This window comes from Actinomadura sp. 1N219 (assembly GCF_044326405.1).
Lineage (GTDB): Bacteria > Actinomycetota > Actinomycetes > Streptosporangiales > Streptosporangiaceae > Spirillospora.
In genome coordinates, this window is record NZ_JBIRAY010000001.1 from 768,764 (window position 1) to 794,622 (window position 25,859).

The 25,859-nt window shown below is 72.5% G+C and carries 18 protein-coding genes; 3 read left to right on the forward strand and 15 right to left on the reverse strand.

The window, feature by feature from the left end:
* Window positions 1-13: 13 nt before the first annotated feature.
* Entirely contained in the window at window positions 14-1,147 is a 1,134-nt protein-coding gene (locus tag ACH35V_RS03515) for a hypothetical protein (RefSeq protein WP_395970044.1), read from the forward strand.
* Between the two features lie 7 nt (window positions 1,148-1,154).
* Here ACH35V_RS03515 and ACH35V_RS03520 read toward each other — a convergent pair whose 3' ends face one another.
* The 9 genes from ACH35V_RS03520 to ACH35V_RS03560 all read right to left on the reverse strand — a co-directional run bounded on the left by ACH35V_RS03520 (window position 1,155) and on the right by ACH35V_RS03560 (window position 17,733).
* Complete coding sequence (locus tag ACH35V_RS03520; RefSeq protein ID WP_395970045.1) at window positions 1,155-1,481, reverse strand: hypothetical protein; 327 nt, start codon at window positions 1,479-1,481, stop codon at window positions 1,155-1,157.
* Complete coding sequence (locus ACH35V_RS03525; protein WP_395970046.1) at window positions 1,478-2,590, reverse strand: zinc metalloprotease; 1,113 nt, start codon at window positions 2,588-2,590, stop codon at window positions 1,478-1,480. Before ACH35V_RS03525 ends, ACH35V_RS03520 begins: the two co-directional genes overlap by 4 nt.
* 163 nt (window positions 2,591-2,753) lie before the next feature.
* Window positions 2,754-3,860: a hypothetical protein gene (locus tag ACH35V_RS03530; protein WP_395970047.1), complete on the reverse strand. Its 1,107-nt coding sequence runs from the start codon at window positions 3,858-3,860 to the stop codon at window positions 2,754-2,756.
* 11 nt (window positions 3,861-3,871) lie between these two features.
* Window positions 3,872-7,699, reverse strand: a complete 3,828-nt coding sequence (locus ACH35V_RS03535) for a hypothetical protein (protein ID WP_395970048.1) — start codon at window positions 7,697-7,699, stop codon at window positions 3,872-3,874.
* A gap of 24 nt (window positions 7,700-7,723) precedes the next feature.
* Window positions 7,724-9,709 (reverse strand): hypothetical protein, encoded by a 1,986-nt coding sequence (locus ACH35V_RS03540; RefSeq protein ID WP_395970049.1) that lies wholly within the window; start codon window positions 9,707-9,709, stop codon window positions 7,724-7,726.
* A complete protein-coding gene (locus ACH35V_RS03545) occupies window positions 9,702-12,623 on the reverse strand; it encodes a hypothetical protein (RefSeq protein ID WP_395970050.1) in 2,922 nt (973 codons plus the stop codon). Before ACH35V_RS03545 ends, ACH35V_RS03540 begins: the two co-directional genes overlap by 8 nt.
* The gene (locus ACH35V_RS03550; RefSeq protein WP_395970051.1) at window positions 12,620-15,385 is read right to left on the reverse strand and encodes a DUF6603 domain-containing protein; all 2,766 of its coding nucleotides are present in this window, start codon (window positions 15,383-15,385) and stop codon (window positions 12,620-12,622) included. The genes ACH35V_RS03545 and ACH35V_RS03550 overlap by 4 nt, the downstream gene beginning before the upstream one ends.
* 37 nt (window positions 15,386-15,422) lie before the next feature.
* Complete coding sequence (locus ACH35V_RS03555; RefSeq protein WP_395970052.1) at window positions 15,423-16,691, reverse strand: hypothetical protein; 1,269 nt, start codon at window positions 16,689-16,691, stop codon at window positions 15,423-15,425.
* A gap of 64 nt (window positions 16,692-16,755) precedes the next feature.
* Window positions 16,756-17,733 carry an endonuclease/exonuclease/phosphatase family protein gene (locus ACH35V_RS03560; protein ID WP_395970053.1) on the reverse strand — a complete coding sequence of 326 codons (978 nt, stop codon included), beginning with the start codon at window positions 17,731-17,733 and terminating at the stop codon, window positions 16,756-16,758.
* Between the two features lie 556 nt (window positions 17,734-18,289).
* Between ACH35V_RS03560 and ACH35V_RS03565 the strand changes: the two genes are divergently transcribed.
* Both ACH35V_RS03565 and ACH35V_RS03570 read left to right on the forward strand, forming a co-directional pair.
* Complete coding sequence (locus ACH35V_RS03565; protein WP_395970054.1) at window positions 18,290-18,826, forward strand: TetR/AcrR family transcriptional regulator C-terminal domain-containing protein; 537 nt, start codon at window positions 18,290-18,292, stop codon at window positions 18,824-18,826.
* A gap of 101 nt (window positions 18,827-18,927) precedes the next feature.
* On the forward strand, window positions 18,928-19,380 hold the full coding sequence (locus ACH35V_RS03570) for a hypothetical protein (RefSeq protein WP_395970055.1): 453 nt from the start codon (window positions 18,928-18,930) through the stop codon (window positions 19,378-19,380).
* A gap of 105 nt (window positions 19,381-19,485) precedes the next feature.
* On the opposite strand, the gene ACH35V_RS03575 is transcribed toward ACH35V_RS03570, so the two are convergent.
* The 6 genes from ACH35V_RS03575 to ACH35V_RS03600 form a co-directional block, all read right to left on the reverse strand.
* Window positions 19,486-20,679, reverse strand: coding sequence for a ferritin-like protein (locus ACH35V_RS03575; RefSeq protein ID WP_395970056.1), 1,194 nt, complete (start codon window positions 20,677-20,679; stop codon window positions 19,486-19,488).
* Complete coding sequence (locus tag ACH35V_RS03580) at window positions 20,676-22,700, reverse strand: GMC oxidoreductase (protein WP_395970057.1); 2,025 nt, start codon at window positions 22,698-22,700, stop codon at window positions 20,676-20,678. Before ACH35V_RS03580 ends, ACH35V_RS03575 begins: the two co-directional genes overlap by 4 nt.
* Window positions 22,697-23,434 (reverse strand): hypothetical protein, encoded by a 738-nt coding sequence (locus tag ACH35V_RS03585; RefSeq protein WP_395970058.1) that lies wholly within the window; start codon window positions 23,432-23,434, stop codon window positions 22,697-22,699. The genes ACH35V_RS03580 and ACH35V_RS03585 overlap by 4 nt, the downstream gene beginning before the upstream one ends.
* A gap of 248 nt (window positions 23,435-23,682) precedes the next feature.
* Window positions 23,683-24,753, reverse strand: a complete 1,071-nt coding sequence (locus ACH35V_RS03590; protein ID WP_395970059.1) for an amidohydrolase family protein — start codon at window positions 24,751-24,753, stop codon at window positions 23,683-23,685.
* A 33-nt stretch (window positions 24,754-24,786) separates the two neighbouring features.
* Window positions 24,787-25,017, reverse strand: coding sequence for a hypothetical protein (locus ACH35V_RS03595; RefSeq protein ID WP_395970060.1), 231 nt, complete (start codon window positions 25,015-25,017; stop codon window positions 24,787-24,789).
* 85 nt (window positions 25,018-25,102) lie between these two features.
* Window positions 25,103-25,606, reverse strand: a complete 504-nt coding sequence (locus ACH35V_RS03600; protein ID WP_395970061.1) for a DUF1269 domain-containing protein — start codon at window positions 25,604-25,606, stop codon at window positions 25,103-25,105.
* Window positions 25,607-25,859 lie beyond the last annotated feature (253 nt).

Consider the following 25,859-nt stretch of genomic DNA (forward strand, 5'->3'; position numbering starts at 1 on the left):
AGGACATCGGCGGATGGCCCGCTGGACCGGCTGGATCCCCGGCGCCCCGAGACTCGACGAATGGGCGCGCGAGCGGGGCTCGTGGGTGCTGTGCGAGGAAGTGCGCGCGGACGTCCACGAACTGCGCGCGATCCTCGCCGCCCCGCGGGACGAAGGAGCCCAGCCGCCCGAGAACGCGGAACTGCTGCGCGGCGCGCAGCAGGCCCTGGACCGGGCGATGGACGTCATCGACCCCGGCGCGCACCGCAGGAACCTGACGGCGTCCCATGTGACGACCGCCCAGCTCCACCTGAACTGCGCGCGTTCCCTGTGGATGCGGACGCTCTCGCCCGGCGAGCTGCAATCGTTCCTGCCCGCCATGTGCGCGTTGGTCAAGCAGCATCTCGCCCCGGCCGACGAGCACCGGATCTTCGTGGAGCGGCTGGCCAAGGAGTCGCGCGACGCCCAGGAGACCGGCCAGGCCGCGTCCCTCACCGAGGGGCAGCTCGTCACCCTGGTCGCCGCCGTGGACACCGCGCGCCAGGCCGCGCTGCGGGAGAAGCTGCGCGCCGACAGCTTCGTGCGGATCGTCCGGTGGATCGCCGTGTTCCTGTTCTGCACGGTCATTGCCATCGGGGTGCTTTCGGCGTTGTGGCGGACGGCCGCCCCGCTGTGCTTCACCCCGGCTCCGAGCCCCGGCGCGCGGGGTGACTTCAGCGTCGTGTGCCCCACGGGCGCGGCGCCGTCCGTCCCGGCCGGGGAGCTGGACACGCGGACGCGCGAGGCCGCCGGATGGGGCGACTACATCGTCGTGATGTTCATCGGGCTGGTCGCGGCCGGGATCGCCGCGGCGTCGGCGCTGCGGAAGATCCGCGGGACGTCCACCGCATTCGGGATCCCGGTCGCGCTCGCCCTGCTCAAGCTGCCGACCGGGGCGCTGACCGCCGTGCTGGGCCTGCTGCTGATGCGCGGCGGGTTCGTCCCCGGGCTCAGCGCGCTCGACTCGCCGGGGCAGATCATCGCCTGGGCCGTCGTCCTCGGCTACTCCCAGGAGCTGTTCACGAAGTTCGTGGACAGGCAGGGCCAGGCCGTCCTGGAAGGCGTGCACGGGCCGTCCCCGCCGCCGCCTCCCGTCTCCGCGTCCGCGCCTGCCGAGCCGAAGCGCTGACCGGCGCTCATCTCGCGAGGACGAGCCTGTCCTCCGTCCGGGAGAGGACGGTGAGGGCGAAAGGCGAGCCGCTTCCGTCGGGGAAGGTTACGGCGATCTGGTCCGTTCCCTGCGCGTCCCAGCGTCCCTCCACCTCGTTCAGGCGGTCGTCGCGTGCGGGACGGCGCTCGGTGTAGGTGCCGTCCGGGCGGAACTCGATACGGCGGCGCGGGCGGCGCGCGGGTGGGAACGGACGGTCGGCAGGCCGGTACACCGCCTCGGCCGGGGTGTCCTCCTCGAAGGCGTGCACCCAGGAGCCCGTGACGTCGGGGCCCGGACGTCCGCCGCCGGTCATCCGCCGGGACGGTGGCCGACGAGGCCCAGCATGTTGTGGATGTCGTCCAGGACTTCCCTGGTCAGCCGCTCCGAGTCGTGCAGGAGCCGTTCGACGTCGCCGTTCTGCGTCACCCCGCCGGCCGGTACGGGCTGCTTGGCGGGCTGCGCCGGGGCTGCGGGCTGCTCCGCGGGTGGCTGCTGGCTCGCCACCACGAAGGACGACCGCGCCCCCTCCAGGCAGGCGTCGATCCGCTCGCGCTGGCCCTTGGTGAACATGAACATCGCGGCGTCGTCGACGTAGTCCATGTAGTTCATGAACATGTCGCCGTTCGGGCCGTTGTTGCACGTGACGTGCGGGAACTTCGGGGCCCCGGTGTTGGCGTCCGCCTGGTTCGGCGTGTCGGCCACCCGGTCGTCGTTGCTGCAGGCGCCGTCGTCGTCGCCCCAGATGTGGAACAGGTCCAGCCAGTGCCCGATCTCGTGGGTGGCGGTGCGGCCCCCGTTGAACGGGGGCGCGGCGGTGCCGCTCGTCCCGAACGCCGAGTGCAGGACGACCACGCCGTCGGTCTGCGGCGGGCCGCCGGGGAACTGCGCGTAGCCGAGCAGGCCGCCCCCCAACTGGCAGACCCACATGTTGAGGTACTGGTCGGTCGGCCAGGGATCGGAGCCTCCTGTGGTGCTGGCCTTCACGCCGTCGTCCGTGCCGAACTCGCTCTGCGCGGTCTCGACCCGGACGATCCCGTCGGTGGGGTTGCCGAGCGGGTCCTTCGTCGCCAGGGCGAACTGGAGCTGGGTGTCCGCGACGAGCGGCATCCAGACGCCCGGCACCTTCGAGACGTCGGGGTTCGCGGCCCGGAAGTCCTTGTTGAGGACGTCGAGCTGGCTCATGATCTGCTGCTCGCCGATGTTCTCGGCCGCGCCGTGGTGGACGACGTGCACGACGACCGGGATGGTGATCACGTCCGTGCGGGCGGAGCTGCGCCGTCCGGACTCGAACTGGAGCGCCCGGTTCTCGATCTGCGCGCGCCGCGCGCGGTACGTCATGCTCTCGTTCAGCAGCCGGCGGTGGACGTGCATGGCCCCGCACAGGTCGCGTCTCGGCGGCGGGAAGGCGCTGGGTTCCGTCATGGCGGGTTCCTTTCAGAGCTGAGTTCAGAACTGAGTTCTGACGGCCCGCGCCGCATGGCGGCGGGCCGCGTCCCGCCGCGTTGGCGGCCCTACCCGCAGCCCTCCATCAACGAAGCCCCGAAAGCTACAAATGCCGGTAATGTTCCATTTTGAGGGCTGGTGCTCAGATGGGCGTGAACGCGCTGATGGTCGCCTCGATGAGCCGCGCGACAGGCTCGAACGTGCGCCGGAACGGCACCTGGCCCGGCCCGAGCGTGTCGTGCACGTTCTGCCAGACGACGACGAAATCGAGCCCGCGCGAAGTGTCGTGCACCACCAGGCCCTCCGAGAAGGTCTGCTTCCCGCTTTTCAGCGGTCCGAGACCCACCTTGCTGGCCGTGGCGATGAAACGTCCGTCGCGCGGCCAGATCACGGGCCCCGGAATGAGACCGGTGTGGTGGAACCACTTTCCGGCGCGCCGCATCAGGTCTCGCATCTCGTTGTTGCTCGTCGGCCCTATCAGCCGGTCGTCGAACAAGAGCGTCAGCATTCGCGCGAAGTGTTCGACCGTGGTGGCCTGGGCGACCAGTTCGTCGTTCTCGCTGTCGATCCGCGCGGACGGCCAGTCGGCCTCGTTCGTGAAATCGCCGGCGAGCCACACCCCTTTGTTGTTCGAGCTATCGAAGAATCCGTCGTCGGCGAGCTTGCCGTTGAGGTAGGGATAGCCCAGGCCGTGGATCGTCGTCGTGGCGCCCGGGTTGTGCTGACCGACGATCATGTCCTGGAAGGCGCTGAGCTGGCCCGGGGTGAAGTCGACGACGAAGACCGGACCGGTGCCGGGCTTCAGCACCGCGCTATAGTCCGGCTTGCGGTCCCGGTCTTGCGGACGCAGCCTCGGTGAAAGGCCCGGGTCGCTGATCAAGGCCGGGGTGCGGGCGTCGATCTCGGGATCGAACGCGGCCGTCAGCTCGGCCTCGATGGCGGGCCAGGCGGTGAGGCCGGTGGGGGCGATCAACTCGTCGGCACTCGAGCGGAGGTCGAACGCCGCGTACATCGCCGCGACTTTGAGCAGGCTGGCCGAGTAATGCTCCTCGTCCGTCCGGACGCCTGCCCAGGGGTGGTCGTCCTGTCCCTCGTGCCCGGTCAACAGGACGACCATGAGCGCCAGCCGGTCGACGTTCGGCGTGCCGATCGCCAGCAGGCCCTGCCGGGCCGTCTCCAGCGCCATCTGCATCGGAATGTGCACGGTGCCGTTGAGCGGATTCGGCTTCGTGCCCGCGAAAAGGCTCATGCTCTCAACTCCTAGATCGGCCACGCCTCGGACGGGCGGACGATGTCGAACGCGAGACCGCTGGAGCTCTCGCCCGTCCCGGCCGTCTTCTCCCGGCGGATCCACGCGTGCCAGGAGCCGTCCGTCCAGCGGGACAGCACCGGCCGCCGCGTGACGTGGCTCCCCTCCCGGGGGACCTCCTCCTCGTGCAGCCAGGTCTCCCCGGTCAGCAGGCGGCCGCGCGGAGCCGAGTCGACGCCCGGCTGCAGCAGGCCGACGAGCTTGAAGCGGATCGCGCCGGCGCCGACCGCCTCGGGGACGAGCGGCAGCCAGTAGTCGGGCACGATGGTCTGCACGGCATAGGAGGGCCCTGCGGGGGCGGGCGGCGCCGGGGCGATCCGGAGCCATTCCTCACGGCGGTCCAGGAGTTCGCCGCGTCCGTCGGTGACGGTCCGCTCGATCGCCCAGCCGACGTTGGCGAGCTCGTCCCGGGCCAGGACGAGGGTCTCCAGCGGCCGTCCCGGCATGTCGGCCGCGGTGGGCATCATGAGGAGCCCGTCCGGAGCGCCGTGCAGGGCGAACATGTTCCAGGACGGGTCGTTCAGCCCCGCCCGCTCGACCAGGTACCGCTCGCCGAAGGTGTCGGTGACCAGGATGGACGTGAGCGTGGTCAGCGAGCCCGCGGGGACTTCCAAGGGGAGGGTGAACCAGTCGTTGCCGTAGGTCGTGGCGAACCCGATCAGCAGGAGCCGTCCGGTGTCCAGGGCGTCGACCGCGACCGAGCCGAGGTCGACGGCGGCGTCCTCCATCTCCCAGAACCGGTCGGCGGGAATGCCGCCATATCGGACGGGCGCCGGGAGCGCCTTGGCGTGCAGCGGCAGGGGCGAGCCCGCCTCGGGGTCGATCGCGCCCGGCTCGGCGTCCAGGCTGTACCAGTCGAGGCCGTCGCCGAGGTACTCGTCGGCGGTCAGCAGCGTGTCGCCCGCCGCCAGCGCCAGGCGGTGCTCGAACCGGTGGCCGTCGAACGTGTCGGGCGTCGGCGGCGGGACGGCCTCGGCCCACCAGTCCCGCCAGCGGCGGGCGACGTCGGCGAGCCCGTCGCCGGGGCCGTCGCCGGTCAGCCGCCCGGCGTCGATCGCCTCGGCCAGCGCGACGGCGTCCGGGACCCGGCCGCCGAGCAGCCCGACCAGGCCGCCGCCGGACGCGGGACGCAGCCCGAACTCCGCCAGCAGCGGGGGCAGCGCGTCCGACAGGCCCGCCTCGGCCAGCATCGCGGCGAACTGGGCGCCGCCCTCGGCCCGCGCCCTGTCGTCGGCGACCGGCGGCTCCGACTCGACCTGCGGTTCGAGCGGCCCGAGCCGCGGATCGTAGGGCGTCCACGGCCCGTCCGGCGGCCGCCAGGACGTGATGGGCCGGCTCTGGCCGGTCAGCTCGACGTCGATCGGCGACCCGGCGTCCTGCCCGGCGAACTCGCCGAACTGCCACTGCCTGGTCAGCAGCCAGGCCGCGTCGTGCGTCCGCGCCGCCAGGCCGGACGCCACCTCGCTGCTGCGGTGCAGCGGCTCCATCCGGTACATGTCGTCCGGCGGGAACCGGGCCTCTCCGGTGAACGGGTCGAAGAGGCGGATGCCGGAGTCCTCCTCGAACTTCGCCAGGACGCGGTTCAACGTGCCGAGGAAGACGGCGGTGACGCCGGGCAGCAGGTTGTCGAGCAGCGGCAGGTCGCCCAGGTCGACGGCGCGCATCTTGGCCAGTTCCAGGGTGTCGTGCACGGCCAGGGCCAGGACGTCGGCCGTCCAGCCGCGCTCCGGGTCGGGCGGGACGGCGAGCAGCACGGCCTGCGGCGCCTTGGCGTCCGGGCGGTCGAAGGGGAACGCCACCCCGGTCAGCTCGTGCGGCCGGGTCCCCGCGCCGCCGATCGCGCCGTCCGAGCCCGGCAGCGTCTCGGTCCACTCGTCCAGGACGATCCCGGCGAGCGGTTCCCCGGCGCCGATCGGCTCGGGCAGGTGGCAGGCGAGGTGCCACTGCGCCGGCGGACGGTCGTCCGGATCGAACGTCCCGCCGATCCACGGGTCGGCGGCCGTGCGCATCGGCTCCTGCGCGGCGGTGTGGTCCGCGGCGCCGCCGGTGAGCAGCAGGGTCTCGTGCCAGGCGCGGGCAGCGGGCCGGACGGTGGCGTACCGGCCGAGCCAGGCCCCGATCGCCGAGCCGGTCGCGCCCGCCGGTCGCGGCCCGATGGCCACTCCGGTCAGCCGCGGGGCCAGCGGAAGCCGTGCGCCGAGCAGGGCGGAGAGCGCGTCGGTGACCATGCGCAGCCAGTCCTCGCCGGGCGTCCCGGCGAGGACCGTGCCGAGCCGCGCGGCCGCGGCGGCCGGGTCGGCGGCGGTGACGCCCAGCGCGGCGAGCCGTTCGGGGTCGCCGCCCGCCGCGACGACCGCGTCCCGGTATGCGGTGACGCGGTCGCGCAGTTCGCCGAGGTCGACGGGGACGGGAGCCGCGTCCGGCGGCAGGAGATGCGCGGGCGCCAGCGGCTGCGCGGACGCCAGCAGGGTCCGCAGCCGCACCGCGAGTTCGCGCAGCCCGGCCCATCCCTCGCCGTGGAGGCGCCGCGTGCCCTTCCGCGTCAGCCTCGGCTGATCGGCGCTGGACGCGTCCAGGATCAGTGCCAGCGCGCCCATGCCGAGCTGGTCGGCGGTCTGCGTGAACTCCTCTCCGGTCTCGGTCACCGTCCCGGAGAGCCGCAGCTCTGTGGCGGGCCCGAGGAGCCCGGACACCCAGGCGTCCAGCCGGGGCTCCAGAGCCGTGAGGTCGTCGGCGGGCCAGCCGGGCGCGGGCGCGGGGACGTCCGGCAGCGCCACCGCCAGCCGCTGCGTGATCGCCCTGCCCCGGTGCGGGGTGGTCAGCACCTCGAAGCGGTCCGGGACGTCCCGGCCCTGGCCGAGGGTGTCGGCGGCCATCCCGGCGCGCAGCGCGTTGCCGCCGATCAGGTGGTGCACGCTCTCGGCGAGGACGAGGTCGCCGACGGCGTCGAGGGCGTCGACCAGGTCGCCCAGGTGCGGCGCGACCTCGCCCTCGTCGCCCAGGCCGCCGGACGTCACCGCCCGTGCGAGCGCAAGGCCGTCCACCACGTTCCGGTCGGCGATGGCCTCCCGGCTCCGCGCCCACAGGTCGGACGGGGCGTCGCCGTCCAGGGGCGGCGGCTCGGGGGCCGCGGGCGCGGGGAACCTGCGGCGGAAGCGCGGGATCCGGTCGTCGAGCCCGGCGTCGTGCAGGGCGCGTTCGAAGCGGTAGCCGAGGAGCGTCCCGAGGTTCTGGCCGTTGCGGACGCCCCGGAGCAGCCACCGCGCGACCCTGGCCCGCCGGGACGTGAGGTCCACCGCGAGGGTCGCGTCGCCCGCGTGCGCGAGGAAGCCGGAGCGCAGCACGGCGGCGGTGGCGGCATGGTGCAGGGAGGGCGCGTGGATGTAGCCGTCGGCGAGCGAGACCGACACCTCGCCGACGCCCGGGAGGTTCGTGGTGACCGGCGTCTCCCGCGACGGCCGCAGGTCCTCGACCCAGCCGTACCCGCCGATCCGGACGCCCTCGCCGGGCGGGGACGCCGCCAGCCGCTTGGCGGCCAGCGAGGTGATCCACGCGTCCAGGCGGTGGGAGAAGACGTCGAGGACCTCCATCAGGAGCGGGCCTAGCTCGTCCGGCCGCGTCCGTACCAGCGCCTCCAGGCCCTCGATGATCCGCGGCGCGGCGGCGGCGGCCGCGCGGGCCGTCCGCCCGGCCCCCTCGATGCCGTCGGGAGTGCCGGGCACGTCTGGAAGCTGGAGCCGCACCCACGTGTCGACGACCGGGGGGAGCGTCAGCGCCATGGCGACGGGGTCGTCAGAGCTGTCTCAGGGGAGGCGGCTCCAGTTCTCGGTGATCAGCACGGCCGGGATGAGGTCCGATACGTCGAACGTGTCGAAGATGGTGGGCGGACGGTCCTCGGGGATGTCGCCGCCCGGCAGCATCGGCCACCGTTCCAGGTACTCGTCGAGCGTCAGTTCCGCGCGGACGAGCGCGAGGGCGTCGGCGATGCGCCGCAGGCTGACCTCGAAGAGCTCCCGGCAGCCCTCCGGGTCGGGGGCGATCAGCCGCTGGAACCGGCCGTAGTCGAGCCGGGTCGCCTCCGACTCGGGGTCGCGGGCCAGGTCGGTGGTCACGTCGGTGGGCACCTGCCACCGCAGCCCGGACTCGGGCGGGACGCCGCCGACCGAGAGCACCGGGCCCGGCGCCATCCGGTCGGCGGCCTCCATCGTCGTGCGCCCGGTGTGCACGCGCCGGATCAGCAGGTCGGTCGCGACCGGGAGCCGCGCGAGGACGTCCACGGCGGCCCGGTCGGCGGGACGCCCGTCGCCGACGCGCGGGATCCAGCCGGGGGCGAGCGCGGCCCGCCAGTGGTGCCGCAGCCGCAGCATCCACTCGACGATCAGTTTCTCGGTCGCGGCGTCCTCGGCCCGCGGGTCCGGGCGCCACTCGTCCAGGCCCGCCACCGGCAGGACGCCGTAGGGCTGGCGGCCGACGCGGATCGTGGGGAGCGGGCCGCGGCTGCGGACGAACCCGGCCAGATGCTCCCGGATCTCGCGCCATGGCCTGGGGTCGGGGAGGGACCCGGCGTCCGGGTCCGCTCCCGGCGCGTCGGGTTCCAGGGTGGCCAGGTCGAACCGTTTCGTCGCGGCCTGCGCGAAACCCTCGGCCAGCCCGCCCCACCCGATCGTGCACATCCCGGCGATCGCGCGGTCGGACACGTCGTCCGCGCCGTCGCACAGGCCGAGGAAGCGCCCGTCCGGCAGGCCGAGCGCGGAGGCCAGCGACGCGGCCGCGGTGCCGGGTTCGAGGGGCGGGTCCTCGGGGACCGGCGGCGGGACGTTCGGCCGCGACGACCAAGCCGACCGTGTCTCCGGAGTGTTGTTGGTCGGCGTGCCCGCGGGCAGGAAGGCCAGCCCGTTGTTGTAGGAGTGCCCGAGCAGCAGGTCCGCCAGCCGTGACGCCGCAGGGCCCGGCTCCTCCTGCCGGACGCCGACCGCGATGAGCTCGTCCAGATGCTCGACGCCCTCGGGCAGGTCCAGCATGGTCGCCATCCCGGCCCGGACGGCGGCCTCGAAGTCGACGGCCCAGTCGCCGGGCTCCGCGTCCGAGGCGAGCAGGCCCAGCGGGAGCACGTCCGGCACCTGCTCCGCCGTCTGGTCCACGACGACGGACCCGCCGGTCAGGCCGATGAACCGCCACCGGTCGGGCAGCGTCGTCACGCGGGGCGGGCGGCGTTCCCCGTCCGCGCGGATCTCCGGCGCCGGTGCGCCGGGACGGGTGGCGCGGACCGTCCAGGCGGCGCGGCCGGGGCTCAGCGTGGTGAGCAGCCGCCGCCAGGCGGCGTCGCCGGGCGCCGCCCAGTACGCGCGGCCCGCGTCCGCCTCCGCCGCGGTCAGCCGGGATTCGTGCGCGTCGATGTGCAGGTCGTCGGGATAGACCCGCACCAAGATCTGCCGCCCGTCGGGCGTGAACCGGGTCTCCAGCCGGACGGGGAGCAGCGCGATCGGCCCGTTGTTCCCGGACTCGAACAGCGGGTCGCCTGCGAAGAGCTCCTCCCCGATTTCGAGGAGGACGAGATCCAGCAGGTTGTCCAGATCGTCGGCCGCCGCCCGGCGCCCGTTCTGCACCTCGCGCTCCATGTCGAGCTTCAGCTGCGTGGGCACCCCGTGCTTGTACATGTCCATGCCCGCCACCAGGCGTTCCTCCAGCCGCCGCACCCACAGCTCGTGGTCGTCGGCGGCGGCGATCGCGGTGTCGCGCCGCAGGCGCAGGTCGTCGGCGTCGCGCCGGAGCGCGAAAACGTCAGCCACCGGGAAGCATCTCCTCGGCACGGTAGGCGAGCTGGAACGGCTGCTGGAACGCGATCCGCGCGACGTCGGCCGCGTCCCTGCCCCAGCCGGGATCGGTCCCGTTCTCCTCCTCGGGCGTGGGCGGATCGCCTCTCACGTGGCGCGGCACGACGAAGCCGCGCTCGTCGACGGGCACGTCCGCCCAGGTCAGGTCGGACCAGTGGTCGAGCGGCGGAGGGGTGCCCGACTCCGGGACGTCGTCGAACCCGAAACGGGTCCCGCGCATCGGCTCGCGGATGACGAACAGCCATCCGCCGGCGGCGACCTGCTCGCGCGTGGGCGTCTCGAACGCGTAGAGGTTGGTCGAGTCGTCCGCCGGGATCGTGAACGTCGGCTCGAACCAGGTTCCGGCGTCCTGCGGCGGGACGGTCCCGTCCTCGGCGGCCCGCACGGCGTGGACGACCGTCCCCTGAAACCGGCGCAGCACCTCGCCCCGGACCAGCAGGGTCAGCAGCGACCTGCCGCCCATGCGGTCGTGCCCGCCGAGCGGGACCCCGAGCGCCCAGCGCGCGATCTCGTCGATGTCGGGCGGCAGGCCCTGCTCATGGGACGGAGACGGGTCGGGGGACGACCAGAACCGGGCGAAGGCCGTCCCGCGCTCGTCGGTCGGGTACTCCCGCCAGCGCAGCTCCCGGTTGAACTCGTGGTTCAGCCCGACCAGGAACGCCTCCACGAACGCGGGGTTGGTCTCCATCAGCACGACCGAGTCCTCGGGCAGGCCGCCGAGACCCGGCAGCGCCCACTCCGGCCAGCGGCGGAACAGCTCCACCGCCATCGGGACGTCGAACGACGGATGCGCCATGATCGGCTTCAGCGGGCGCGGGTCGGGGACGGCGGCGTCCCGCACCCCCGGCGCCGACACCATGTCCTGGACGCGCGCCAGCTGCAGCGGCACCGGCTCGATCCCGGTGCGGATGGCGTCGGTGAGCGTCGCGGCGCCCATGCCCAGCGCGCCGCCCATGTCCTGCGGGGTGTCCAGGGACGCGAAGTCGGCCGTCCGGCGCACCCCGCGCAGCCATCCGCTGGACACCACCGTCCGTTCGGACGTGCCCGTCTCGGCGGCGAGCGTCTGGGCCAGGACGCTGAGCTTCGAGGTGTCCGGCGCGCTGACGGCGTCGCCGATCCCGGCGAAGTCGGCGTGCGCGGAGTAGTCGCTGCGGACCCTGCACTGGGACAACTCGCCGTCCATGAGCATCGCCAGCCGCCCGGCCGCCGCCGCGCCCGCCGGGTCGGTCTGCCGGACGCCGAGCGCGCCCGCGCCGCCGGTGGCCTCGGTGCAGGACGCGGGCGGGCCCAGCAGCCGGGTCCCGTCCAGGCCCGCCGCCAGCACCGCGTCCTCCTGCGGGGGCTGCTGCGCGGCGCGGGCGCTGCGCCGGGCCAGCGCGCCGCCGCGACGGGTCAGCCGGGCGAACGCAGTGGTGAACGCGCCGCCGGGGACCGCCGTCTCGCCCACCACGTCGCCGAGGGGCTGGGGCTCGCCCGTCCGCTCGAAGCCGAGATCGATCTGCAGGCTCGTCCCGAGCGGGGCGGACAGCGAGGTGAGGGCGACCTGATCCATCGTCGACAGGTGCTTTTCCTGGACGCGCTGACCGCTCTCGGCCGCCAGTTCCGCCACCGCCACCAGGCGCGCCGCCGCGCGGATCGGCCCGGCCTGCTCCCAGGCCCGCGCCATCAGGAACTCCTGCTCAAGCTGGACGTACCGGGCGCCGAGCGACGCCGCGACCCGGTACCTGACCTGGAGGTTCAGCGCCGTCTGCCAGCCGGCCGCGTCCGCCCGGCGCATCCCGGTGAAGTGGCTGCCGTACAGCGGCGGCGTCACCGGCCCGACCCCTTCCGGGGGCGGCAGATTGGGGTCGAACCTGCGTCCGGGCGCGTTCAGCTCGCCGAGCAGGTCCCCCATGAACGTCTCCTGGGCGGACGCCGAGGACGGCGCCGGATCCCACACCTCGTCGACCACCTCGGAGCCCGGGATCCGCAGCGCCCCCTGGATCTGCGCCGTGACGGACGGCGGCGTCCCCTCGGGCGGTTCACGGTGCGGCCACGGCTGCCGCACGCTGACCGTCCGGACGCCGAAACCGGCGATGGCGGACGGGTCCACCCCGACCAGCCGCCGGGCCAGGGCCTCGAACGAGCCGTCCGGGCCGGTGCGGAACCGCCACCAGTAGTAGACCGGCACCTCGACCGGGGCGGCGCCCGCCGTCCACGCGGGCTCCGCGGCCCGGCGCGGATCGGCGGACCGCCCGGTCAGCCCGGCCTCGCGGCCCGCCGCCGTCGCGGGCACCACGCAGGCGACGTACGTGGTGTCCTCGTCCAGCCTCCGCGGGCAGATCAGCCGGGCGATGACGGTGTCGGACCTGCGCCGCACGCCCGCCAGGATGCCGCCGCGGGGGTCGCCCTCGTCCGCCAGGCGGGCCTCCACATGCGCCCACATCGCCGCTCCCGCCAGGTCGGGCTGGGCCTGCGGCGGGATCGTCACCACCGGCAGCGGGCGGCGGTCGGCGGGGACGCCCTCGTCCTGGCGGAGCACGACGAGGACCAGCCAGGGCGGCGCGCCGGGCGGCGACAGCTGCCACGGCAGGTCGGCGTGCGCGAACTCCACGCACGCGAGCTCGTTGGTGGCCGCGTTCACGCAGCCGTCCGGCGGCTCCCGCCGCGCCACCAGGCCCCGGTCGAACCCGATCACGTCGCCCGGACCGATCAGGGGCAGGGTGACCTCGGCGCCGGGGCCCGGAAGGGTGACGTCCTCGGCCTCGCTTTCCGGGCCGCTGCGGGTCAGCGTGACGGACGGGCGCACCTGCGCCCGCCCCTCGCCTCCGACGGCGGCCGCGGCGATCGCGCCGACCCGCACCGACGAGGCGAACCACCGGCCGGTCACGCGAGCCTCACCAGGGGTTCGGCGCGCCGCCAGCGCTCCACCCGCTCCGCGGCGTCCCACCGGCGGGCGTGCGCCTCGGCCGCCAGCGCGGCGATGTGACGGCTGAGATGCTTCGGACGTTCCGGGCGGTATCCCGTCTCGTACCCGTCGGCGGCCCGCCGCGGCTCGTCCAGCCTGACCGCGGACGGGTCGGCGGAGAACTCCAGCCCGCTGACGAACTCCCGGAACGCCTCGCCGCCGAGCCGCTCGTCCTCGGTCATCGTGAAGAACTCCGCCGGGACGAACCGGTCCCTGACGAGGCTCGGGTTCTCGACCGGTGCGCCGCCCAGGCTCGCGAAGGAGGGCCGCCACCGCTGCGGCGGGACCGGCATGCGCTGGAACCGGTCGAAGGTGACGTCCATCGGCAGCACCGTCTGCCGGGCGCAGAGCACCGAGTCCGGGTGGATCAGGTCACCGTCGGCCACCTTGGCCTTCGCGTCGTCGGTCGGCCACAGGCCCGTCCGGTCATGGGCGGGCGCCCGCGCCGACCACGCCTCGCGCTTGGCGAACGCCTCGCCGAGCCTGCGCGCGGGCAGCTCGGGATCGACCGGCGGGGGCGCCACCGCCGGGGCGGAGCCCCAGGACACGTCGAAGTCGAGCGAGATGTCCTCGAACAGCACCGAGACGCTGCCGGTGCCGAACGCGTGCCACGGCGCGGGGCCTTCGAGGGTGAAGTCGAGAGAGATCCCGGCCAGCCGCTGCCCGAAGACCTTCACGGCGACCCCGGCGAACACGCGCGCCGAGAACGAGAACACCGGGTCGAAGATGAACAGCGTGTCGAGCCCCAGCCAGCCCTCCACGCCGCAGCCCGCGATCACCGCCTCCAGGCGCACCTGCCCGCCGAACATCACCGCGTTGGACGTGACCGCGAAGTACGCCTCGGCCCGCAGCCCGAGCCCGCCGCCCAGCCCGAGGCTCAGCCGGCGCAGCTCCGGCACCCCCGGCGGCCGGACGTAGCGCGGATGGAACCCGCCCGCCGACAGCACGAACTCGCCCCCGCCGCTTCCGCCCGCGCCCCGGACCAGCAGGTAGATGTCGCCCGAGACCGGCACCCCGGCGATCCATGAACCGGTCAGCGACACCAGCAGCTCCACCGAGGGAGCCCCCGGGTCGACCCGCCCGTACAGCTCCGCCTGCAGATGGACGATCGGCGCCTCCGCGTGCGGCAGCACGGCGAGCATCCGGCCCAGCAGCAGGAACTGCGGCGGCGCGGGCAGGTCGAGGATCACCGCGGCGGCGAGCGACAGGATCCCGCCGCTCCACGTGATCCGCAGCATCGGGCCGACGACGAACCGGCCCCGCGCCTCCGGGAACGCGGCCCCGAGCGCGTCGAGGATCTCCGCCGCCCGGCGGGCCGGATCGTCGGGGAACAGCACCCGGTCGGCGTGACCGTCGGCGACCATGCGGCGCAGCGCGTCGGCGTCCGCGCGGTGGCCGATCCCGACGATGCCGCCGACCGCGTCCACGGCGAAACCGAGGCCGATCTGGATGCCCGGCGGCGGGAACGAGGCGTTCAGCAGCAGCAGGAACGACATCGGCGCGTTCCCGGACGGCGGGCGGAGCCGTCCGACCGCCTTCACCGACATGGCCGCGAGATCCAGGTCGAGGACGCCGCCGTACGCGCCCGGCCCGGTCCGCATCAGGGCGCCGCCGCCGCTCACGGGGCCGATGTCCAGGTCGATGTTGAGGCCGTCCGGGCCGACGAGCGCGCACCGGTCCGGGAGCGGGCCGACCCTGTCCCCGGCCAGCGCGATCGGCAGGTCGAGCCCGATCCGCGCCACGCCCGCCCGCAGCGGCAGCCCCATCGGCCGGACCGCGACGGAGACGCGCGCGCCGAGCACCAGGTCCTGCCCCGCGAGGCGCAGCTCGATGCCCTGCTGGAGGACGTCCACTCCCGGCAGCGCCCCGCCCGCCGCCCTGCCGCCCCCGGACGCGGGCCGGAGCCGGACCCCGTGCCTGAGCTGGATTCCGGTGGCGCCCGTGTCGGCGAAGCGCACGCCGCCCGCACGGTCCGCGGCGATCATCAGCGCGGTCGGCGCGGTCACGAGCGGGCCGAGCAGGCCGGACAGGTCGTCCGGGACGACCGCCACGCTGAACCCGGCCAGCTCGACGCTCAGCCGGGGAGCGGCCGCGGCGACGTCGACGTCCAGCTGCGCGACGATCTTGTCCACGGCCAGGCCGGGAGGCCCCAGCCGGACGGCCACGGAACGGAACAGGAGGACCCGCACCGAACCCGACACGTCCGGGGTGCGCACCACGGGAGGGGCGCCCGGCACGACCGTCAGATCCCAGACGCCGGAGAAATCGCTCGCCCGAACCTCAAGCCCCCACGGGCCGTTCTCGTGCGCCACGCGGAGGCGTCCCGTGACGACGACGTCCAGTTGAGGGCCGCCGGGGACGACGGCGACGGCGGCGCAGACGTCCCCCTGCCTGGCGACAAGGGCGAGGCCGCGCTGCCCGTCCGGGCGCCGCCACCCGTGCAGCCGCACCGGCTTACCCGGCCCCAGGTCGCCGACCACCGACCGCAGGAACGCCATGAGCCCACCCCGGTCGCCCGGGACGGCGTCGACCGGCGCCAGCAGCCGCCCCTGCAGTTCGGGCGGCGCGGTGGGATCGGCCCCCAGGCCCGACAGCCCCAGTGGATCGGCCGCGTCGGTCACCGCGCGCTCCGCCAGCGGCCACAGCAGCGCCGCCACTGCGTCGAGCAGCTCCCTGGAATTCATGATCGCGCCCTCCTCCGGCGCCGGTGGAGCCGTGCGGTCACTCCTGCGGGCGCCCCGCCCCGAACCGCGTGTCGGAGCCGAGCGCGACCTCTTGCGCGAAGGCCGCGTACGAACTCGGATTGGTCAGCGCGGCGGTCGGCGTCAGATCCGCGTATGCGCCCAGCGACGCGCCGGTGTCGGGATCGGTGGCGATGTCGAAGGTGTTGTCTCCGATCGTGGCGCCGGACCACTCGGGGACGTCGATATCGGCCCCGAACGTGAAATGGACGGCCTCGTGAATGAGCACGGCCGCCCTGCCGTTCGGGCCGTGGAGTGTGGAGAACAGGTCGCCGACCTCGGTGAGGGTGCCCCGGCTCGCCCGCGCCGCGACCCGCATTCCCGGCGTCCACTGGAACCTGTCGGGGATGGCGTTGAGCCTCTCCTGGACCTCCTCGAACCGGGCCTTGACCAGGGCGACCTCGATCGTCTCCGTCATCGCGAAATGGTTGCCGAACGCGGTCTCGAGCGCCGGTGTCAGCGGGCCGTCCAGCGCCGCCAGCGTCCGCGCGACCCAGTCCAGGGCGACGTCGGTGGCCGTCCCGGCGTCGAGCAGCGGCAGGAGTCCTCGCCATTGGGTCACCGCATCGAACGGGTTCGTGACCGTGAACTCGAACGCCCCGGTGTTGTAGTCGTAGCGCGCGTAGATGGGCGCGGACACGGTCCGGCCCAGGCCCGCCGCGATCGGGCGCCCCTCCTCGTCGACCACCGTTCTGGCGGTGCGGAAAAGGTAGGCCTTCGTGCCGAACGAGCCCAGCCCCGGGATCTCGCCGTCGATCCCGGCCGTGAACGGGCCGGTCGCATTCCAGTTCGAGGCGAACTGCTTCGGATAGTTCGGCGACCTCGCGCTCGTGGTCCAGTCGAATCGGCTGTATTCGTCGACTTGGAAGAAATAGGCGAACTTGCTCTTTGCGCCGCCTCCGGCGAACACCGCGTCCACCCAGGTCCAGCCGGGCGGCAGGGCAAAGTTCGAGGCCGTGTCCGCGGGCGGCGACCCGTCCGGGAGGCTGTCGGACGCGTTCAGCCGCAGATATTTGTCGTCCTTGAAGACGTAATGGAAGGCGGCGAAGCTTCCCTGCCCCGGCAGCGCGCCCGTCAGGTCCCGGTCGAACGGGGCCGGGAACGGGATCCGGACGGGAGCGCCCTCGGTCACGACCCGGCCGGCCACCCAGTCGTAGGGCGCCGTCCAGCCGCCCGAGAAGACCGCCGTGACATCGGGGCCCAGCGACGGCATCCTGAGAGCGCCGTCGATTCTGGCGGTCGAGGACATGGCTCCCAGTATGAATTACGCCGCCGGGCGCAACCCCGATCTGTTAAGCCTTCTTTAGCGCCTCTTAGCTAGATTCGGTGACGCGCATGGCGATGGGGAAGTGGTCGGAGAAGCCGTCCTCGTCGACTTTCTTGCCCATTCCGCCGAAAGGGACCGGCCGGGGATAGGGGCCGGTGGCCGCCGTGCCGGGGAACTTCAGGATCCGGACGCTGCCGGCGTCCGCGCGGATCGCCGCCTCCCGCCGGGCCATGTTGACGTTGACCATGAACTGGTCCAGCAGATTCGGCTCATTGTTGAAATAGAAACTGCCGTCCGGGGTGCCGATGGCGGGCCACATCAGGTTCCACAACCGCGGCGTGTCGGCCTCGATCACGCGCCGCCGCTGCCGGGTGCTGAGCGCGTGGGTGACGAGGGACGCGTCGAACGGCTCGTCGTTGAAGTCGCCCATCGCCAGCACCGGGGTGTCGGCGCCGTGCTCCTCCAGCACCCGCTGATGGAAGAACGCGAGCGTTTCCGCGGCGATGTGCCGATAGCCCGCGGACTCGAACGCCCCGCCGCTGCGGGACGGCCAATGATTGCCGAACACCGCCCACGTGCGGCCCTGCCGGGTGCGGAAGTTGACCTGGACGAGTTCCCGCGTGGCGTTGCGCCGCATCACCACATGGAAGAAAACCTGATCGGCCGGCGCCTCCAGCAGATCCGGGTCGTAGAGGAACGCGACGTCGATACCGCGGGCATCGCTCGTGTCGGCGTGCACGATCGAATACCGCCGTCGCGGAAGCCGCTCGTGGACGGCGTCGGCGAGAAGGTCCAGCACGAACCGGTTCTCCACCTCGCACACGCCGAGCAGGTCGGGCCCGGCGCCGTCGTTCATCTGGACGATGACCGACGCGAGCTGGGCGACCTTGCGGTCCAGGAGCCGCGGCGTCCACCCGGCCACGCTGTTCTTGATCACCCGCGCGACCTTCTCGGTGCGCCGCGGCGAGTTCTCCTCGTCGAAGAGATTCTCCAGATTCCACCAAGCCGCATGGTAAGTCGGCATCGCGTGCCCCCAGCCCGGACCCAGAACCGTCCACTACCGAATATGAGAACACAATGTTCTAACGGATAGAACCCTCGTCGATAAGTGTTCGCTTCAGCCTGGTGCGAGCCGCTCGATACCCGGCTCGTGGATCTTCAGGACGGCACCGCCGGCGTCCTCGCACAGCCGGTTCGGCACACGCGACGTGCCCTCGGCACGGAACCGTCCGAACGCGTCCGCTCCGGCGGGACGCCGCGTACCGAAACGTCCTGCGCCCCGGTTCTGATCGAGCGGATGGCACGCTCCTACAGGTCAGGGGGTCGCGCGGGCGGGCCGGACGCGTTCACCCCGTTCGCGCGCGCCCGCCGCACCGGAAGATCTTGCCGGTCAAGATTTCGTTTTCGTTGCCTGCAAAAGGCGTAGCCCATAATCTGGATTCGCCATCACGTGCCGCCTGCCGCCGGTAAGGCCGGACGCTTGACGGCGGTCCATTGGTGGGTGGACTTTATGCACGCGTGGGATGCCGAAATAGCCTGGGGAGATCATGCGGCCCGACCGGGGACCAGCTTCCAGCTCCGTGCCCGAAAGTCCCGCCGATCGTGTGCGGCGCCGCGTGGTCGAGGCGGTCAGCGATTCCATGCGCTCGGTGCAGCACAGGGAACACGGTGAGCTGCACCTCTACCTCTCGCTGCTGCAGGACCGGCTGCCCGTCTACGTCGGCACCGTCGCCGACCTTCTCTCCCATGTCGGGCAGGCCAGCGTCCACAAGAACCTCGTGATGGTCGCGGAGGCGACCATCAGTTTCTACGACGAGGTCCTGGCCGCGAAGGTGGCGGTGGTGGCCAGCCCGGCGCAGCTGGTCAGGCTGCGGCAGGTGATGGGCCCCCGCCAGATCGGCCCCCACCAGGCCGAGAATTCGGTCGCCGTCTACCTGCGCCAGGAGCAGGAACTGGGACGGGTGGCGGAGCACGTGGACCCGCAGGCCGCCGCCCGGCTCCTGATCGGCGCCTGCCTCAACTGCGCTTTCACCGTCCTCCTGCTCGGGGACGACGCGGTGCCCCCGCGCCACGAGTACGCCACTGGTCTAGTCCACGGCCTGCGGCTGTCTCCCTGACGATGGCCGACTGCGGACAAGGCCGCCGGTTGAAATGACACTGGAACGTTCGATAAATCTATAAATGTCGAACAAAGTTTCATTTCTTCCTGGGAGAACACATGAAGTTATTACCCGGCTCACGCCGCCTGGCGGTCATCACGGGTGCGGCCGTGCTGGCCACCGCCTTCAGCGGAGCGGCCACCGCCTCCGCTCGAACCACGGAAACCGTCTGCGGCGCCGAGGTCGAAAACGGTTCCGTCGTCTACCAGATGTGCAGCGACGTCGTCTACGTAGGCGAGACGATCTACACCACCCAGCCGTTCCTGGAGGCCCGGAACCGCGGCATCTCCTACGTCGACGTGGAGTTCACGCTCCAGCACTGGGACCCCGCGGCGAGCGGCTGGGCCTCCGACGGCGGCGGCTCGAAGACGCTCCAGTCCGGCGCCTCGACGCGCTGGTTCGCCGGGCCGACCTTCTGGCCGTGCGGCGCCGACGCCCCCGAGCGCGGCCAGGTCGACACCAGCGCCGGAACCGGAGACTGGGCCGACGTCGTCACCCCCGCGGCCTGCTGACCGGCCCCCGGCCCGCTAGACCGGACCGGCCTGCCGACCGGCCCGGTCTGCTGAACGAATCACCCCGCTGAACGAACCGCCCCGTCCGTCATGCCATGACGCATGTCATGACGGGCGGGGTGCGGTCAGGGCGGACAGGTCGACGGGCTCGCCGGCGGAGAGGCCGGCCGCCTCGATGCGGGCGGCGGCATGCTCGACCGCGCGGTCGATCGTCTCCTGATCGATCTCGAACGTGGCGCTCGCCGACGCTCCCTCGGCCGCCTTGCGCGAGTTCGGGTGCGGGTTGCGGTAGAGGGCCTGGCTGCGGTCCCGCAGTTCGAGCATGACCGGGATGGCGTGCGCGATTTCGCGCGGACGTCCGGTGAACCCCTCCTGCAAGAAGGCCAGCATCTGGGCGTAGGCGTCGTTGAACGCCTTCGCGTGGTGATAGACGGACTTGTCGCGGCACTCCTTGTACTCGGCGACGGTCGACGAGCCGTCGATCCGGTAGACGTCCTCCCAGGCGACGTCGAGGGGCGGGCCGCTGGGACGGTCCCTCGGGAGGTCGTGCGGGCCGTAGAGCCGGCCCTCGGCGATCTCGTTGAACCGGAAGTAGTGCGCGACCTGGCGTTCCTCGCCGAAGATCTGGTCGTCGCTGTCCCAGATGGAGTCGCCGAGCCCCTCGCCCTGCTCGCTGACCACGCGCAGCGCCAGCAGGGCGGTGTCGCGGCCCGTGACCTTGAAGACCTCGCCGCCGGAGTTGTAGAAGTCCTCCGGCCCGACCTGGTCGTCCGCGTCGCCGGTGAACACCTCCTCCTCGCCGAGTTCGTCGATCAGGTCGAGCAGGCCCTGGCGGATGTAGGCGTAGAACTGGCCGATCGACGTCCAGCCCCTCGGGTCGGGCGGACCGCTCAGCGACTGCGGCCGCTCGATGCGCAGGAACGTCTGCAGCGCGTCCCGCGAGAAGTGCTGGAGCGGGACGGAGACGTCCCCGGCGCTGAGGGGCAGCGTGGCCGGATACTTCTTGACGAACTCCGGATGCGCCACGCACGGGGTCCCGCCGACCGCGTTGAGCAGGTTCGACACCAGCGTCATGTGGAGCATCTCCTCCAGCACGACGCTGCGGATGACGAAGAACACGCTCCGGTTGGTGCCGGGCCGCAGCGTGTACATCGCGGTGAGGTACGGCGGGATCGTGATGTGCTCGATCTGGAGGGCGTACTGGAGGTACGTGCGGAGTTCGTCCAGGGTGGCGGGCGGCTCGACCTTCAGCTCATGGGCCTGGACGATCCGTCCGTCGGACGCGTTCTCGCTGGTCATGCCTTCACCCCCGTGGGCTGCGCGCCGGACTGCGCGCTGGGCTGCGTGCTGGACGGTGCGCTCAGGTTGACCGGGCGGTGCAGCCCGGCCAGGTGCCGGTGGATCGCTTCGGCGCTGCGCAGCGTCAGCGCGGCCATCGTGAGCGACGGGTTCGACGTCCCGACGGACGGCATGCTGCCGCAGCCCACCGCGTACAGGTTCGGGTGCTCGTGGGTGCGCTGGTCGGAGTTCACCACCGAGTCGCCGGTGCCGGCGCCCATGATGTGCGTCCCGGCGCCGTGGCCCGCTCCCCGGTAGCCCAGGTCCAACTTCTCGAACGTCTCGTCGGGGGCGAAGGCGAAGTGGCCGACCGGGTACGTGCCGTCCGGCCCGCGCCCGTAGTCGGTGTGGTCGTCGGCCGACAGCCTGGCGAAGATCAGCTGGGACACCTGCCGGGCCGCGTAGATGCCCTTCTTGACGTGGTCGTCGAGGTCGTAGGTGATCACCGGCCGGGGGTTGCCCATCGCGTCCAGGTCCCTGGGGGCGATGGTGACCGTGTTGGACGGGTTCGCGGGCTGCTCCACGGCGATCTGCAGCGAGATCTGGCGGCCGATCGTCTCGCCCAGGGACGTGCGGAGCGCGGGGCCGAACTTGTCCAGGGCGGGATCGAGGTCGAGCACCTCACCGGCGGAGTCGCCGCCGATGCGGAGCATGGCCGCGACGTTGCTGAACGGCGCGCCCATCGGCCATCCCCAGCCCCAGTTGCTGATCTCGATGCGGAAGGGCGAGCGGGCCCTGCGCGCGTCGCCGAAGCGGAAGCTCTCGTAACCGGACGTGTGGCCGGGCCCGCGGAACGGTCCCACCTGGTCCCCCGATGGCATCAGCGCCCACGCGAGCATGGTCGGGTGGTCCATGAGGTTGCGTCCGAGCTGCCCGCTGTTCGGGGCCAGGCGCGAGGTCAGCATCAGGCGGGCGTTCTCGATCGCGTGCCCGGCCAGGACGACGATGTCCGCCTCCGCCGTGTACACGTCGCTGACGGGGGTCGCCGGATCTCCGTAGGCCCGGTACTCCACGCCGCGGACGCGTCCGCCCTCGCCCAGGAGCACGCGGCTCACCACGCACCGCGTGGCGAGCGTGACCGAGTCGCTCCACTGCGCCTGCCACCGCAGCGGCGTGAACTTCGCCTGGACGGGGCAGATCGGGACACAGCTGGCGTTCCCGACGCAGCGCTCCCCGTAGTTCGGCAAGCCCACCGCGCCCGGCGGACGGTATCCCGCGCCGCCGTCGTACTTCGGGTCCGGGGTGCTGGTCCGGGCCTGCGGCAGGGCCGTGACGTGCAGGTTGACCGTCTGGCCGCCCACTTCTTCCATGATCGGGGTGTCGTCGATCGTGCGGAACAGCTCGTCGATGTGGCTCGGCGGGATCTTGTGCATCGGGTAGCGGTAGTGCGGGTCGGCGATGACGGACGGGTCGTCGGGGTCGTCCACGTCGCGGAGCCACGCGCGCTGCTCGGCGGCGTCGCCCGCGACACCGATCTCGTGCTCGGCCTGGGCGTAGTGCCGCTGCATCTCGGCGGCGTCGATGGGCCAGTCCCGGCCGTACCCGTACAGGGTCTTGGTCTGGAAGTCAGTGGGGTGCATCCGGGGGACGGCCCCCAGCCAGTGCATCGCGGTGCCGCCGAGGACGCGCAGGTAGTCGGTGCCGTACGGCAGGTTCCCGTTCTGCAGGAAGTAGCCGCTGGCGCGGTACCCGTCCCCGCCGGGGATGGGGGACAGGTCGAGCACGTCCGGGGACGGCGCGGCGGCATTGTGGCGGTACGCCGAGTTCGGCACCTTGATCGCCGCCGCCTGGAAGGTGTCGAGCGAGTCCAGGTAGCCCGGCCAGGTCTGCGTGCCGCCGTTGCCGCCCTCCAGCACGAGCACCCGCCAGCCCTGCGCGCCGAGGCGCTTGGCGAGCAGGCTGCCGGACATGCCCGCGCCCACGATGATCACGTCGTAGCGGCGGCCGTCGAGCCGGCCGGGCGAGGTCACGGTGTCGGTCATGACTGCTGCTCCTGTCGCGTGGGCGGTGCGGCTTCGGAGGCTCCGGGCCGGGCGGCGGCGCCGGGCGGGGTGGCTCCGGGGGCGGCGGCTCTGGGCTGGGCGGACGGCGCGACGTAACGCTCCGGCGCCAGACCGGGCAGCATCGAGGGGTCGATGTCGGAGACCGACACCGGGGCGGTGAAGACGGCGTGCCGCCCCGCGAAGTCGGGCTCCAGCTCGTCGAAGATCTCGTCGATCCCCGGGACGGGCGGCGGCGCCATCGACCAGGTGCCGAAGCCGGGTGGTTTCGCGCCGCCCGGGTGCCCGTGGAACGTCCGCCACACCAGGCTCTCGGTGTAGGAGCTGGGCGAGACGACGAACTCCTCGTTCGCCATCTGCCGGCGCAGCGCGGCGTGCGCGGCGGGGGCCAGGCGCGGCCAGGCGCCGGTGTACCACAGATACGCGATGGCCCTGGCGACCTCCAGCAGGGCCGAGCGCTCGCCCCAGTCCGGGCTCTGGCGCGGGGCGTCCTCCAGGATGGCGATCAGGTCGTCGTAGCCGGACGCGCCGATCTGGCGCTTGACCGTGTCCAGGTACAACTCGGCCATTCCGGTTCCCCGCAGGTCGTAGCGGCTGAAGCCGGTGAGCACCTCCGAGAGCTCGACGAACTCCGTCACGTCATCGGACACGTCCCCCGCGAGGTCAGCGGCGCGGGTTTCTGCGCGCACGTCGTCCATCAGGATGTTTTCCTCCATTTCAGCGGGCGTAATTCGGGGCGGCGATTTTGATCAAGCCCACTGGAAAATCATTGTAGTCAAGGCGCTGTCAGAGGTGAATTGCCTACGGCGCTGACCTCGCGCCATTCAACGGTTACCCGAGCGTTAGGAGAAAGTCGCGCGAACGCATTATCCGGACCGAGTGGGCATCCGGGCAATATTCCCGATTTGTACGAGCAAGGCCGAGATACACCGCCGCGCGGCCGGGGCGCGACTGCCGGGGTGGCTTAGTGGAGGCGGTGGCCGGCGGCGAACGTCACGGCCGGACGCCGCAGGACCTCGGGGTCGTCGCGGGGGTCGTCGTGGTAGGTGACCAGGTTGGCCGGACGGCCCGGTGCGAAATCACCGGATGTGTCATCAGTGAGCAGGTAACGGCGTGCGTCGCTGCTGGCGGCGGCGAGCGCGCTCCGCGGGGAAAGGCCCAGTTCGGTGAGGAGACGAACCTCGCGGGGCAGGTTGCCGACGGCGTCGGTGCCCGCCAGGACGGTGACCCGGTGCCGGACGGCCTCGTCCAGCAGGTACGCGAGCCTCTCGCGGCGCTGGGCGAGACGCCGCCGTCTTCCTGGATCGCCGTGCGGGGCGGGCGCCAGCACTGCGCAGAGGGTGGGAGTCCAGGCGCCGCCCCGGTCGGCCAGGGCTTGCAGCGCGTCGCCGGTGAGCGCGTCGCCGTGCTCGATGGTGTCCACTCCGGCCGCGACCAGGTCGGCGGCCCAGCCGGTGGTGGTGTGCGCGGCGACGCGGGCGCCCTCGGCGTGGACGGCCCGCACCAGTCGCCGGACGTCCTCGATCGCGTAGGTCGGCAGTGCCAGATCCGGACGTGTCACGCCTTGGTCGATGGCGGGGAAGTCACCGATCAGCTTCACCCATCGCGCCCCTGCGGCGATCTGGGTGCGCGCGGCTTGGACGAGGTCGTCGGCGTCCACGGGTTCGTGGAGTGCTGGGAAGTATCCGCCTGGCGGGGCCAGGAATCGTCCGGCTGCCAGCAGTCCGGCGCCCTCCGCGGCGGCGGGGATCTGCAGCGTGATGGCGCCGGGGCTGCCCATGTCGCGGATCAGGGTCGTCCCCGCCTGCTGCGCGGCGCGCAAGTTCTGGTGGGCCTGGGGGATGGGCAGCGGGCGGGGGCCTGCGGCGTCACTGTCGTCGGCGATGCTCAGATGGCAGTGCGCGTCGACCAATCCGGCCAGGACGAACCGGCCGGGGAGCGGCTCGGCGTCCGCGGGCGGAGTGTCGGTCCAGCGTCCGTGCTGGTCGATTCCGCCTTCTACTGAATGGCCGTCCGGTAGTCCGATTGCCGTCACTCGCCAGGGTTTCATGGGCACTGGGGCGGCGTGTCAGGGACGGTGTTGTTCGGCTTCTAGTTCGTCTGCTAGGGCCGAGCGTTCGGACTGGTGGCGGGCGAGGAGTTGGGCGCTGAAGGCCGTCCATGCGGCGTCCTGCTCCGGGGTCATCTGGGCTCCGGCGACCTCGGATTCGACGTCCGGACGGGTGTTGAGGAATTCCGCGAAGAGCTGGCCCATCTCCATGCTGTGCCGCCGGTTGAGCCGAATGCGTCGGGGGTCCATCGGGCCATCCTCGCAGAGCGTCGCCGGGGCAGAGGGGCGCCCGGCGGCTCCGGAGCGGAGTCGCCGGGCGGCCTCGGGCGTTGGGTCAGGCGGGCTGCGGTGCGCGGGCGGCCTTGACCGCCGCGCGGAGGTGGTCCTCCTCGTCGGACGACAGCGAGGTCTGGATGATCTTGCCGCCGAGCGGCGCCAGCTCGGGGATCGCCTTGTCCGGGTTGCGCTTGTCGACCAGGACGAACAACGCCGCGCCGCCCGGCGTCAGGTGGTCGCCGAGGTCGCGCATGAAGGCGTCGTCGATGCCCGCGTCGGACGCGGCGCCCATGGCGGCGCCGGTGGCCCCGCCGACCGCCATGCCGAGCAGCGGCATGAAGAAGATCAGGCCGATGAGACCGCCCCAGGCCGCGCCGCCCAGCGCACCGCCGGCGGCGAGGTTGCGGGCCTGGTGAAGCTTGATCTTGCCGTTCTGCTTGCGTTCCACGACGACGACGTCGGCCAGCTCGAGGACGTGTTCCTTCTGCAGCTGGACGAGCTTGTCGCGGGCCTGTTCGGCGGTGGCCAGGTCGTCGTAGGCGACGGCGATCAGGTCGCTCATGCTTTTCCCCCGGTTGGTCTGTTCCCTGCCGATGGCGCAGGAGATTACTTATGTCTTTCCTACCTCTGTTCGCGCCAGGTCTTCCGGCGTGAACGTCAAATTTGCGCTACGCCGGGCGATGAATCGGCAAAGTGTCTCGATTGAACGCAGTGGGCGACTGCCGGAGGGTTCACGATCTTTTGCCCTTCGCTGGTCGTGATCCGCCGTCCGGCGGGGGAAATGCTCGGGTACTGACGAATTCACTCCGGGGAGC